This is a genomic window from Streptococcus sp. WB01_FAA12, assembly GCF_012843315.1.
Taxonomy (GTDB): Bacteria; Bacillota; Bacilli; order Lactobacillales; family Streptococcaceae; genus Streptococcus.
Genome location: NZ_JABAEX010000013.1, coordinates 1 through 13,013 on the forward strand (window position 1 = coordinate 1; position 13,013 = coordinate 13,013).

The 13,013-nt window shown below is 42.2% G+C and carries 10 protein-coding genes and 1 other RNA gene; 9 read left to right on the plus strand and 2 right to left on the minus strand.

The annotated features are described in order from the left end of the window. On the plus strand, positions 1 to 323 hold a 323-nt coding region (locus HF881_RS10625; protein WP_169447404.1), incomplete at its 5' end, for an SIALI-17 repeat-containing surface protein. Between the two features lie 173 nt (positions 324 to 496). Here HF881_RS10625 and pbp1a read toward each other — a convergent pair. Beyond that, complete coding sequence (gene pbp1a, locus HF881_RS10240) at positions 497 to 2,644, minus strand: penicillin-binding protein PBP1A (RefSeq protein ID WP_169447405.1); 2,148 nt, start codon at positions 2,642 to 2,644, stop codon at positions 497 to 499. Beyond that, a complete protein-coding gene (gene recU / locus HF881_RS10245; protein ID WP_169447406.1) occupies positions 2,641 to 3,237 on the minus strand; it encodes a Holliday junction resolvase RecU in 597 nt (198 codons plus the stop codon). Before recU ends, pbp1a begins: the two co-directional genes overlap by 4 nt. A 66-nt stretch (positions 3,238 to 3,303) precedes the next feature. Here recU and HF881_RS10250 point away from each other — a divergent pair, with 66 nt between their 5' ends. The 8 genes from HF881_RS10250 to HF881_RS10285 form a co-directional block, all read left to right on the plus strand. Next, positions 3,304 to 3,831: a DUF1273 domain-containing protein gene (locus HF881_RS10250; RefSeq protein ID WP_169447407.1), complete on the plus strand. Its 528-nt coding sequence runs from the start codon at positions 3,304 to 3,306 to the stop codon at positions 3,829 to 3,831. A 69-nt stretch (positions 3,832 to 3,900) separates the two neighbouring features. Continuing rightward, complete coding sequence (gpsB, locus tag HF881_RS10255) at positions 3,901 to 4,230, plus strand: cell division regulator GpsB (protein ID WP_000146526.1); 330 nt, start codon at positions 3,901 to 3,903, stop codon at positions 4,228 to 4,230. Between the two features lie 20 nt (positions 4,231 to 4,250). Beyond that, positions 4,251 to 4,632: RNase P RNA component class B (gene rnpB / locus HF881_RS10260), an RNA gene on the plus strand. 83 nt (positions 4,633 to 4,715) lie between these two features. Continuing rightward, entirely contained in the window at positions 4,716 to 5,873 is a 1,158-nt protein-coding gene (locus tag HF881_RS10265; protein WP_169447408.1) for a class I SAM-dependent RNA methyltransferase, read from the plus strand. A 12-nt stretch (positions 5,874 to 5,885) separates the two neighbouring features. Continuing rightward, complete coding sequence (locus HF881_RS10270; protein WP_169447409.1) at positions 5,886 to 7,280, plus strand: cell division site-positioning protein MapZ family protein; 1,395 nt, start codon at positions 5,886 to 5,888, stop codon at positions 7,278 to 7,280. Between the two features lie 76 nt (positions 7,281 to 7,356). Further along, complete coding sequence (gene gndA / locus HF881_RS10275; RefSeq protein WP_048766212.1) at positions 7,357 to 8,781, plus strand: NADP-dependent phosphogluconate dehydrogenase; 1,425 nt, start codon at positions 7,357 to 7,359, stop codon at positions 8,779 to 8,781. A gap of 11 nt (positions 8,782 to 8,792) precedes the next feature. Continuing rightward, on the plus strand, positions 8,793 to 9,482 hold the full coding sequence (locus tag HF881_RS10280; protein WP_084860271.1) for a response regulator transcription factor: 690 nt from the start codon (positions 8,793 to 8,795) through the stop codon (positions 9,480 to 9,482). A 373-nt stretch (positions 9,483 to 9,855) separates the two neighbouring features. Then, the coding region (locus tag HF881_RS10285; protein ID WP_277347583.1) for a Rib/alpha-like domain-containing protein at positions 9,856 to 13,013 on the plus strand (3,158 nt) is incomplete at its 3' end.

Sequence of the window (13,013 nt, forward strand, 5' to 3'; positions counted from 1 at the left end):
CAGTAGGAGATCAGCCAGCACCGATAGTTGAGAAACCAGAGTTTACAGGTGGTGTGAACGCGGTAGAAGCAGCAGTACATGAAGTACCAGAGTACACAGGTCCACTTGGTACAGCCGGAGACCAACCAGCACCGACAGTTGAAAAACCAGAGTACAAATTGAACTTAAGTCCACTCGCTGATACTAAGACTCCAGAAGTTAAACATGATGATCAGAAGGAGCTTCCGGCAACAGGTGAAAGCAAATCTGACACAGCTCTCTTCCTAGCAGGCGTAAGTCTAGCCCTATCTGCTCTCTTTATCGCGAAAGGGAAAAAGGAATAGCTTCTGATTACCTTTGTTTTTGACAAATTTTAGCATCAAGAGAAAGTGAAAAGACAGCTCCATAACCTCTATAATAGTTAGAGAAACTATCAAAAGAGTTATGGTGCTGTTGGGACAAACTATTGTGCTGTAAAGAATAAAAATCCTGAGAATTTTACTTCTCAGGATTTTACTTATTGTTGTGGTTGACTTGATTGGTTTTGCTCAGCAGGTGCAGTTCCTGATTGTTGAGGAATCGTCTGCGTTTGACTTGTGTTTGGAGTAGTTGAACTTGACTGAGAAGTCGAACTCTCAGATGTTGAGCTAGAACTTTCAGAAGTCGAACTTTGTTGTGTAGATGATGAAGGGACCCACGTATTGCGTGCTCCATTCTTAAAGACAAATTCTCCGTTTCTGTAAAGGCCTTCAGGCATGGTCCAATCCCCTGGATGGTCATCTGTTGAGAGGTAGGTCATCATCGAACGGTAGACCTTAGCAGCAACGTAGAAGCCATCACCAACGATAGGAGTAAGTCGGTTAGAGTAACCGGTCCAGACAGCCATTGAATATTTACGAGTATAGCCGACAAACATTTCGTCTGGAGCTACATAACCAGAGTTCTTGATGTATTTCTCAATTTCATCATCTGTATAGTTTGATGTACCAGTCTTACCAGCTTGTGGTAGCCATGAAAGGTAGGCTCCACGTCCTGTCCCGTAGGTCAGAACTGTTTTCATCATCTCTGTCATCATATAGGCAGTTGTTTCTTTCATAGCGCGTGTTCCTGAATCAGAAAACTCTTTTGAACTACCATCACTAAAGATGATTTTGTTGATGTACATTGGCTTATGGTAAATACCGCCATTGGCAAAGGCAGCATAGGCTGCGGCCATTTTTTCACTGCTTGCCCCATACTTTTTGTTAGATTCGGTTGTGTTACTTGAAATCGCGTTGGCATAGTGCATATCTGGGTAGTCAATACCGAGTCCATTTAGGAAGGTCTTGGCTCTATCCAAACCGACTTTATTCAAGGTTTCTACAGCTGTAACGTTCCGTGATTGTTGAAGAGCATACTGCAACGTGATGTTTCCAAAGTAACTCTTATCCCAGTTGTAGACAGGTGTGTTGGTGCCAGGATAGTTATATGGTACGTCGTGAACAATAGAAGCAGTTGAGTCGTAGATGTCATACTCCAAGGCTGGCGCGTAATCTGTGATTGGTTTCATGGTTGAACCCCAGTCACGGTTGGTTTCGACAGCTTGGTTCATACCGAAGGAAACATTGCTAGATTGATGGCGTGCGCCTAACTGGGCAATCACCTTTCCATTTGTGACATCAACGATGGTAGAAGCTACTTGCAACTCATCATCTGGATAATTAACGTATTCGTCGGTATTGTAGATATCCCAGAGACGTTGTTGAACGGCTGGATCAACATTGGTATAAACTTCCATCCCTGTTGTCAAAAGGTTGTAACCAGTTTCCTGTTCGACTTGGTCGATTACCTCTTTGAGATAATTGTCCATATACGGAGGATAGCTATTAGCAGATTTTAGACTTTGAAGTCCGTCTGTAATAGGAGTGTTAATGGCTTTTTCGTATTGTTCGGCTGTAATGTAACCTTGTCCCTTCATCTCGGAGAGAACCAGATCTCGGCGTTCTTGTGCCGCTTCTGGATGAGAATAGGGGTCATATTGATTTGGAGCCTGGGGCATTCCAGCTAGGAGAGCCAATTGAGGTAGACTTAAATCTTTGAGGTCTTTACCATAATAGTTTTGGGCTGCCGTTTGCATCCCGTAATTTCCGTTGGACATATAGACCTTGTTGATGTAGTAAGTTAGGATTTCTTGTTTGGTCGCCTTTTGTTCTAGCTGAACGGCTAGCCAAGCTTCCTGAGCCTTACGTGAAAGTGTCTGGTCAGATGTTGACGTTGAGAAGTAGGTTAATTTAATCAACTGCTGTGTCAAGGTAGAACCACCTTGAAGACCGCCCCCACCACGAAGGTTTCGTAAGGAAGCGCCTAGGATACGAATCGTGTCTACTCCTCGGTGACTAAAGAAACGATGATCTTCAATAGAGACAATTGCATTGACTAGCTCCGTAGGGATTTCATTAGCCTGTGCATTGACACGGCGCTCAGAACCCAGATCAGCGATCAGTTCATTTTTGCTGTCATAGATCTTACTAGACGTTGTAGCGACTAGCTTACTTTCGGACAGGGCTGGAGCCTTGCTTACATAGTAGAGAAAGAGGCCTCCACCTAGCATAATAGCTGCGATAAATACAGTCAAGAGGCAGATACTGACATACTTAACTATTCGCAGGAAAGTTTGTTTGTTCATCTTATTTTACCACCTAGTAAATGTTCTTTGATAACTTCGAGATAGGGAATCTGTGGAAAGGCGCCAGGCTCAATCCTATATCCATTTTCTCGAATATATCCAAGTGGCATTGACTTTTGTCCCATATCTTGATGATAGAAACGAATCAAATCAATGGCCGGCAATAAGTAGGTTTCTTGCTGAGAAGAAAAGTGAAGGAGGACAAAGCAGATTCCTTGCTGGGCAAGAACTTGTTCCATATGCTGGATCTGGTGAAGATGGAAATTCTTCATCGGAATCGCATGTTTTTGCCTGGTTTCCTTTGCTTCAAAGTCGATGTAGTATCCATCATAAACCCCTGAATAGTCAGTAGTTGAGGCTTGTCTAAAGTAGGCTTCAACGATCTTAGCTCGACTTCTTTGGGGATAGTCGACACGTACGATTTGGATGGGAGTCGGTTTCTTGTGAATCACTGCTAACCCATGTGACAAATAGTAGTCGTTCGTAGCGTTGATCATCTTTTCAAAAGACATTCCCCGATTTGCGAAATTTTTAGTTTGTGACGGGGCTGCTTGTCTCTTCTGTGATGAAAGTTTATGTGGATAGTTGACCATAATTCTCCTTATTGGTACAATAACATCACTTTATTATATCATAAATTTACAAAGAAAGGGTTAAAAATGACAACAGCCTTGATTTTAGGCTATTCAGCCTTCGACCTTGGTCTCTTTAATGACAAGGATATTCGCGTTGATATTATCAAAACAGCCATTCGGAGAGACCTAGAACGTCTAGCAGAAGAAGGGGTGACCTGGCTTGTTTTTACAGGGACTCTGGGCTTTGAGTACTGGGTGCTTCAAGTAGCTAAAGAAATGAAAGAAGACTATGGATTTCAATTGGCGACCATTTTTGATTTTGAAACCCATGGTAGTAACTGGAATGAGGCCAATCAAATCAAACTCAGTGAGTTCAAGCAGGTTGATTTTGTCAAATATGCCTATCCACAATATGAGCACAAGGGACAATTACGCGATTATCAGAAATTTCTGCTGGAAAATACGGAAGGGTGCTATCTCTTTTATGACGAAGAAAATGAAACTAAGTTACAGTATTTTTACCAGATGATGAAAAATCAAGAAGGCTATGTTACAAAAAGATTAACATTTGAGGATCTGAACGAAATAGTGGAAAAATTTTCCGAAAAATGAGGCTTTGACCTTGATTTTTGTTTGTCTTTTTTTATATAATAAGAATAGCAATCAAGAATGGAGAGAGAAATGGCAAGTATTATTTTTTCAGCAAAAGATATTTTTGAACAAGAGTTTGGACGTGAAGTTCGCGGATATAGTAAGGCAGAGGTAGACGAGTTCCTAGATGATGTGATCAAGGATTATGAGACTTACGCAGCTTTGGTCAAATCTCTTCGTCAGGAGATTGCTGATTTGAAGGAGGAATTGTCTAACAAGCCACAGGCAAGTTCTACTCAACAAAGTTCTATCGAAGTAACAAGTTCTACTCCAATGACAAATTTTGATATTTTGAAACGATTGAATCGACTTGAAAAAGAAGTATTCGGTAAGCAAATTGTAGACAATTCTGAGTTATAATCAGGTGTCTATTAGATGCAATTTTTGGATAATCGCGTGAAGAGAATCCCTTTTCATGAGGAAAGTCCATGCTAGCACAGGCTGTGATGCCTGTAGTGTTTGTGCTAGGCGAATCCATAAGCCTAGGGACGAGTGATCGTTACGGCAGTCGAAATGGCTAAGTCTTCGGATAGGTCAGAATAGGCTTGAAAGTGCCACAGTGACGGAGTCTTTCTGGAAACAGAGAGAGTGGAACGCGGTAAACCCCTCAAGCTAGCAACCCAAATTTTGGTCGGGGCATGGAGTGCACGGAAACGAACGTAGTACTCTGACCGCTAGCAGATTTATGTTGTTAGCGGTAGACAGATGATTATCGAAGGAAGTGGTCCTAGTCACTTCTGGAACAAAACATGGCTTATAGAAAATTGCATATAGGTTGGGGCTGAGAATCTTTCTCAACCTCATTTTTTAAAGTGAACAAGAGAAAGGTCTTACAAGACTGTAAAATGAAAAAAGAATTTAATTTAATCGCAACTGCTGCAGCGGGGCTCGAGGCTGTCGTTGGACGTGAGGTGCGAGAGTTAGGCTATGATTGTCAGGTTGAAAACGGCCGTGTCCGTTTTCAAGGAGATGTGAAGGCAATTATTGAGACCAATCTTTGGCTTCGAGCAGCGGATCGCATCAAGATTGTAGTTGGAAGCTTTCCTGCAAAGACTTTTGAAGAGCTTTTCCAAGGAGTTTTTGCTCTAGATTGGGAAAACTATCTCCCGCTCGGGGCACGTTTCCCTATTTCAAAGGCCAAATGTGTCAAGTCTAAACTGCACAATGAGCCTAGTGTTCAGGCTATTTCCAAGAAGGCGGTTGTGAAGAAACTGCAAAAGCACTATGCCCGTCCAGAAGGGATTCCCTTGATGGAAACTGGTCCCGAGTTTAAGATTGAGGTATCTATTCTCAAAGATGTGGCAACTGTCATGATTGACACGACAGGTTCTAGCCTCTTTAAACGTGGTTATCGTACGGAAAAGGGTGGAGCGCCTATCAAGGAAAATATGGCAGCGGCCATTTTACAACTCTCTAACTGGTATCCAGACAAGCCTTTGATTGATCCGACCTGTGGTTCAGGAACTTTCTGTATCGAGGCGGCTATGATAGCTAAAAAGATGGCGCCAGGACTTCGCCGTTCCTTTGCTTTTGAGGAATGGAACTGGGTCAGCGATCGGTTAATCCAAGAAGTTCGCACAGAGGCGGCTAAGAAAATTGACCGTGAACTTGAACTGGATATCATGGGCTGTGATATAGACGCTCGTATGGTAGAAATTGCCAAGGCCAATGCTCAAGCAGCTGGTGTAGCTGGAGACATCACTTTTAAGCAAATGCGGGTACAAGACTTGCGCACAGACAAAATAAATGGTGTTATCATTTCCAATCCGCCATATGGTGAACGTTTGTCGGATGATGCAGGAGTTACCAAGCTCTATGCTGAGATGGGACAAGTCTTTGCACCACTGAAAACCTGGAGTAAGTTTATCCTGACGAGTGACGAAGCTTTTGAAAGCAAGTACGGAAGTCCAGCTGATAAAAAACGCAAACTGTATAACGGAACCTTAAAAGTGGATTTATATCAATACTTTGGTCAGCGTGTGAAGCGCCAAGAGGTAAAGTAGAAAGGAAGACAGATGAGTAAAAAAAGACACAATCGTCATAAAAAAGAGCATCAAGAATCCAAATTTGATTTTGACGAGGCGAAAGATTTGACAGTTGGTCAAGTCATCCGTAAAAATGAAGAAGTTGAAGCTGGAGTATTGCCTGAGGACAATATCTTGGATAAATACATCAAACAGCACCGCGAGGAAATCGAAGCCGACAAGTTTGAAACACGTCAATTTAAAAAAGAAGAACTGCAGGAAGCTCAGGCTCAAGAAGAATTGACACAGGAAGTCTCAGAAATCACTGAAGACTCAGCTGAAACTACAAGCTCGGATGTGATTTTGCCTCCTTTGGGAGAGGAAAATCAAGACTTGGAACCGCTTGTGTTGGAAAAGCAAGAGCCGGCAGAGATTGCTGATGAGAAAGAAGAGGAAGAGACAGCTCTACTTTCACGATCAGCTCAGGCAGAATCAGAAACAACTTCTAATTCTAAAAAGAAGCGCGTGTTTGTTATCGGTTCAGCCTTGGCTGCAGCCCTTATCTTGGCAGGTAGTTACTATATCTATCGCCAAGTAAATCGCTCTAGCCAAGCTATCCAGTCTTCTCAATCATCTTCTAGTAATCAGGAAACACAAGCGACTCTACAAGAGTTTAATACTCTCTACGATGCTTTTTATACGGATGCTAATAAAACAGCCTTGAAAAATAGTCAGTTTGACAAGTTGAAGCAACTCAAGGCTCAACTAGATAAACTCGAAGGAAGTCGAGAGTATACCCTTGCCAAGTCTAAGTATGATAGTTTAGAAACTCAAATCAAGGCTGTGCAAGAAGTGAATAATCAGTTTGAAACTCCAGCAATTACTGATGGTGTCTTGGATACCAATGCAAAGGTCAAGGCAGATGCTAAATTTACAGAAATTAAAACAGGGAATACAGAGCTAGATAAACTGTTAGATAAGGCCATTAGCCTTGGTAAGAGCCAGCAAACAAGCGCCTCTAGTTCAAGTTCAAGTAGCAGTAGCCAAGAAAGTTCAAGTACAACGACTGATAGCAGTACGAGCAGTTCGTCTGCTTCATCAAGTTCAGCACCTGCCAGCAGACCAGAAAGTGGAGGTTTGTCTAGTGATGGTGTCAATCTTCAAAGAAGTGCTAGTCGTGTACCCTACAACCAATCAGCTGTAGAGGATAGCAACAACCCTGCCTGGAATTTTGCTGATGGTGTTTTGGAACAAATCCTAGCAACATCACGTGCTCGTGGCTATATCACTGGCAATCAATATATCCTAGAACGGGTCAATATCGTAAACGGAAATGGTTATTATAACCTCTACAAACCAGATGGAACCTATCTCTTCACCCTCAACTGTAAGACTGGATACTTTGTTGGTAATGGAGCTGGTCACGCGGATGATTTGGACTACTAGTCCAAGTGTTACAAAATTCTTTCCTTTCATAGGTAAAAATGATAAAATAAAACATATTAAACAAGAGGAGTGTCACATGACAAAAGCTAACTTTGGTGTCGTTGGTATGGCCGTAATGGGTCGTAACCTTGCCCTAAATATTGAATCTCGTGGTTATACAGTTGCCATTTACAACCGTAGTAAAGAAAAAACAGAAGATGTCATTGCTTGCCATCCAGAAAAGAAATTTGTTCCAAGCTACGATGTAGAGTCTTTCGTTCAATCTATCGAAAAACCTCGTCGTATCATGCTGATGGTTCAGGCTGGACCTGGTACAGACGCGACTATCCAAGCCCTTCTTCCACACCTTGACAAGGGTGATATCTTGATTGACGGAGGAAACACTTTCTACAAAGATACCATCCGTCGTAATGAAGAATTGGCAAACTCTGGTATCAACTTTATCGGTACAGGGGTTTCTGGTGGTGAAAAAGGTGCCCTTGAAGGTCCTTCTATCATGCCTGGTGGACAAAAAGAAGCCTACGAATTGGTTGCTGATGTTCTTGAAGAAATCTCAGCTAAAGCACCAGAAGATGGCAAACCATGTGTGACTTACATCGGTCCTGATGGAGCTGGTCACTATGTGAAAATGGTCCACAACGGTATCGAGTATGGTGACATGCAATTGATCGCAGAAAGTTACGACCTCATGCAACACTTGCTCGGCCTTTCTGCAGAAGATATGGCTGAAATCTTTACTGAGTGGAACAAGGGTGAATTGGATAGCTATTTGATCGAAATCACAGCTGATATCTTGAGCCGTAAAGACGATGAAGGTCAGGATGGACCAATCGTTGACTATATCCTTGATGCTGCAGGTAACAAGGGGACTGGTAAATGGACGAGTCAATCAGCACTTGACCTTGGTGTGCCATTGTCACTTATCACTGAGTCAGTATTTGCTCGCTATATCTCTACATACAAAGAAGAGCGTGTGCATGCTAGCAAGGTTCTTCCAAAACCAGCTGCTTTCAAGTTTGAAGGTGACAAGGCTGAGTTGATTGAAAAAATCCGTCAAGCCCTTTACTTCTCAAAAATCATTTCATACGCACAAGGTTTTGCCCAATTGCGTGTGGCTTCTAAAGAAAACAACTGGAACTTGCCATTTGCGGACATCGCATCTATCTGGCGTGATGGCTGTATCATCCGTTCACGTTTCTTGCAAAAGATTACAGATGCTTACAACCGTGATGCAGACCTTGCAAACCTTCTCTTGGATGAATACTTCTTGGATGTAACCGCTAAGTACCAACAAGCAGTGCGTGATATCGTAGCTCTTGCGGTTCAAGCTGGTGTACCAGTACCAACCTTCTCAGCAGCCATTACTTACTTTGATAGCTATCGTTCAGCTGACCTTCCAGCTAACTTGATCCAAGCACAACGTGACTACTTCGGTGCTCACACTTACCAACGTAAAGACAAAGAAGGAACATTCCACTACTCTTGGTATGACGAAAAATAAGTAGGTCTGCCATGGGGAAACGGATTTTATTACTTGAGAAAGAACGAAATCTAGCTCATTTTCTCAGTCTGGAGCTCCAAAAAGAGCAATACCGTGTTGATCTGGTCGAGGAGGGGCAAAAAGCCCTCTCCATGGCTCTCCAGACAGATTATGACTTGATTTTACTGAATGCTCGTCTGGGGGATATGACGGCCCAGGATTTTGCAGACAAGCTGAGTCGGACAAAACCAGCCTCAGTGATCATGGTCTTGGACCATCGCGAAGAATTGCAAGACCAGATTGAGACAATCCAGCGCTTCGCCGTTTCTTACATCTATAAGCCAGTGATTATTGATAATCTAGTAGCTCGTATTTCAGCGATTTTCCGAGGTCGGGACTTTATCGACCAACACTGTAGTCAGATGAAGGTCCCAACGTCTTACCGCAACCTACGTATGGATGTAGAACATCATACCGTTTATCGTGGCGAGGAGATGATTGCTCTGACGCGCCGTGAGTATGACCTTTTGGCCACTCTCATGGGAAGCAAGAAGGTCTTGACTCGTGAGCAGTTGTTGGAAAGTGTTTGGAAGTACGAAAGTGCGACAGAAACCAATATCGTGGATGTTTATATCCGTTATCTACGTAGCAAGCTTGATGTAAAAGGTCAAAAAAGCTACATTAAAACCGTGCGTGGTGTTGGTTACACCATGCAAGAATAGAAAAGCAGTTGCAGTTGTGTAACTGCTGTTTGAGCTCCATACTATCTGTAGCAGGAATTCCTGAATACTAGATAGTATGGGGCTTTTTTTGAATAGGTAAAAATGCAGGCCCCTAGACGGCTTGTAAGGCTTCAAAGAGATGGTCAGAGAGGATGATTTCTTCTTGACCATAGTTTATACTCAATGAAAATTAATACTCAATTGTTTTTTATTACAATATTATAATATAATAAATGGTTAAACTCCTGAAATTATCTGAAAATAATGTAAAATCATAAATAATAACAATATAATTGACAAATCTGCTAATGCGCATTATAATCTAAGTGTATGTGTACTGCATGCTAATTTTAAATCAAAAGGAGAAAATGTGATGTATTTTAATCGTAAAAATGCAGAGCAAAAGAACTGGAGAATGATCAAAAAAGGAAAACATTTCCTTTTTGGATGTTCGCTTGTTTTTGCGGTTGGGGCAGCTTTGGTGGCTCCATCAGTCAAAGCAGATACAGTAGGAGCTAAGCCAGTTGCAGCCAAGGAGAATGTAACTTATGCAGCACCAGCTGTAGAAGTAGCACCAGCAGCAGTGGCTGAAGAAAAAGTTGAAAAAACAGTTGAAACTACTCAAAATTCTAAAGAAGAAGCAGTGGAGGCGACTGAAAAAGCTAAGGAAGCAGTGGAGGCGACTGAAAAAGCTAAGGAAGCAGACAGCATCCAAGCTCCAGAAGTGACTGTGGTTTACAATCCAGCAGCACTTACTGATGAAGAAAAAGCAAAAGTTGTAGCAGCTGTTAGGGCAGCAAACCCTACAGCAACTGATGTTCAAGTCCAAGCAGACGGATCAGCAGTTGTGACTTTTGCAGATGGTTCAAGAGCAAACTTGACAGCAGCTCAAACTATTAAAGATGGTTCTCAAGTAGCTAAACGACGTAGAGCACGTGCGACAGTAGCGGCTCCAGTCATCACTTCAAACCTTGATGGAAAAGGAAGTTCTGCAACGGATGTAACTGTCCAAGCACCAGCAGGTTCAACTGTTAAACTCTACAATACTGATGGTGTTGTTATCGGTCAAGCAGTAGCAAATGCTCAAGGTGTAGCTACAGTTACGCCAACAAACAGCCTTCCTGTAGGCGAAATCACAGCTACAGCTACACCAGCAGGCGAAAGTGAGTCACCTAAGAGTGCACCTGTAACAGCGACACGACCAACATTGACAACTGTAGAAGGTGGTGTTTCAAAAGGAAACGATAGTTATAATACCCAACTACTCGTTACCAAATCACACATCACTGTTTATCCAGGTGAATCTGTTAAGGTTGGTGTTACAGCAGTATCTAAAGGGCTTGAAAACTTTTCGGTTCCTAATAATCCAGCAGGTGTCAAGGGCTTGCTTCCTAGAGGTACTTTCTTGAAGTCAGGTGGGACAGGTAGTGAAACCGTTACAAGACGTGATAACGGGTACGGAGGTACTGTTGCTTGGGACCAACCAGCAGGTGATACTGTTGTGACCTTCTCAGCTACAAGTCAGAATAATGTAAGTGTAACGAGAGACCTTAGAGTTACCGTTTTGGAACTTACTAAGAAGCTTGATGCTGTTCCAGGTGAAAAAGTAGAAGTTGCTGATCTTAACAACGTTTCTGAAGATGAGAAAAATAAAATTATCGCAGCAACTAAAAAAGCAAATGCAAGTTTCCCTCCAGGTACTTTGTATAATGTTGATCAAAGAGGAAATCTTGTAATTACTTATCCTGATAAATCAACAGATAAGATTGACGCTTCATACCTAGTTACTCCGTCAAATAAACCTGCTGCTCCTAATAAGCCAGCAGGCCAAGCACCAGAGATCACTTCAAACCTTGATGGGAAAGCAAGTACGCCAGCTGATGTGACTGTAAAAGCAACAGCAGGTTCAACTGTAAAACTTTATAATAATGATGGCGTTGTGATCGGTGAAGCCGTAGCAAACGATCAAGGTATTGCTACTATCTCTCCAATAAATAGTCTTCCAGAAGGACAAATTACAGCGACAGCTACACCAGCAGGTGGAAGTGAATCTCCTAAGAGCACTCCTATTACAGCGACTCGTGCAGAAAAACCTGAAGTGGGCGGAGGTGTTTCAAGAGGAGGAGATAATACTCAACTTCTCGTTACCAAATCACATATCACTGTTTATCCAGGTGAAACTGTTAATATTGGTGTTACAGCAGCATCCAATGCGATTGAAAAGTTTTGGGTTCCTGGTAATGCAGTTAGTGTCAAGGGATTAAAACCTACAGGTACTTTTTTGACGACATCTGGGACAGATACCATTAAAAGACGTGATAACGGGTACGGAGGTACTGTTGCTTGGGACCAACCAGCAGGTGATACTGTTGTGACCTTTGAAGTTCAAAGTAAGCAGAATAAAGTAATTGTAAGAAGAGATCTTAGAGTTACCGTTTTGGAACTTACTAAGAAACTTGATGCTGTTGCAGGTGAAAAAGTAGAAGTTGCTGATCCTAACAATGTTAGTGAAGACGAGAAAAATAAAATTATCGAAGCAACCAAAAAAGCAAATGCAAGTTTCCCTCCAGGTACTACATATAGTGTCGACGAAAAAGGAAATCTTGTCATTACATATCCTGATGGATCAACAGATAAGATTGCAGCTGCATACTTAGTTACACCAGCGCCTAAGGAAGCAGACAAATACACACCAACTGCTAAGGCACAAACAGTTGCTCCAGGTTCAACACCAGAGGCTAAGAACTCAATTGGTAATGTTTCAGATCTTCCAAGTGGTACTACCTTTGCTTATAAGACACCAGTAGATACAGCAACCAAAGGTGAAAAAGACGCGATAGTAGTAGTTACTTATCCCGATAAGTCAACTGATGAAGTTCCAGTTAAAGTAACTGTAAAAGATCCACGTAGCGATGCAGATAAGAACGATCCAAAAGCTAAAGCTCAAGACATTTACAAGGGTTCAACACCAGACGCTAAAGGCTCAATCGACAATGCTGATGAGCTTCCATATGGTACTAGCTTTGCTTATAAGACACCAGTAGATACAACAACACCAGGTAAAAAAGACGCGACAGTAGTTGTAACATACCCAGACGGATCTAAAGATGAAGTTCCAGTTAAGGTGACTGTAGAAGATCCAGATAAGATATCTGATGCAGAAAAGAACACTCCAACAGCTAAAGATCAAACTGTTAAAGTTGGTGAGAAACCAAAAGCAGAAGCTTCAATCGGAAACTTTAACAAACTTCCTAAGGGAACAACAGTAAAGTTCAAGAAACCAGTAGATACAACAACACCAGGTAAAAAAGACGCGATAGTAGTAGTTACTTACCCAGATACGTTAACTTATGAAGTTCCAGTTAAGGTTACTGTAAAAGACCCACGCACGGATGCAGATAAGTACACACCAGCAGCTAAGGCTCAAACAGTTGCTCCAGGTTCAACACCAGAGGCTAAGAACTCAATTGGTAATGTTTCAGATCTTCCAAGTGGAACAACCTTCGCGTTCAAGACACCAGTAGATACTGC

Coding starts and splice junctions, on each gene's coding strand:
- pbp1a (WP_169447405.1), bottom strand. CDS start 2,644: ATGAACAAACAAACTTTCCTGCGAATAGTTAAGTATGTCAGTATCTGC.
- recU (WP_169447406.1), bottom strand. CDS start 3,237: ATGGTCAACTATCCACATAAACTTTCATCACAGAAGAGACAAGCAGCC.
- HF881_RS10250 (WP_169447407.1), top strand. CDS start 3,304: ATGACAACAGCCTTGATTTTAGGCTATTCAGCCTTCGACCTTGGTCTC.
- gpsB (WP_000146526.1), top strand. CDS start 3,901: ATGGCAAGTATTATTTTTTCAGCAAAAGATATTTTTGAACAAGAGTTT.
- HF881_RS10265 (WP_169447408.1), top strand. CDS start 4,716: ATGAAAAAAGAATTTAATTTAATCGCAACTGCTGCAGCGGGGCTCGAG.
- HF881_RS10270 (WP_169447409.1), top strand. CDS start 5,886: ATGAGTAAAAAAAGACACAATCGTCATAAAAAAGAGCATCAAGAATCC.
- gndA (WP_048766212.1), top strand. CDS start 7,357: ATGACAAAAGCTAACTTTGGTGTCGTTGGTATGGCCGTAATGGGTCGT.
- HF881_RS10280 (WP_084860271.1), top strand. CDS start 8,793: ATGGGGAAACGGATTTTATTACTTGAGAAAGAACGAAATCTAGCTCAT.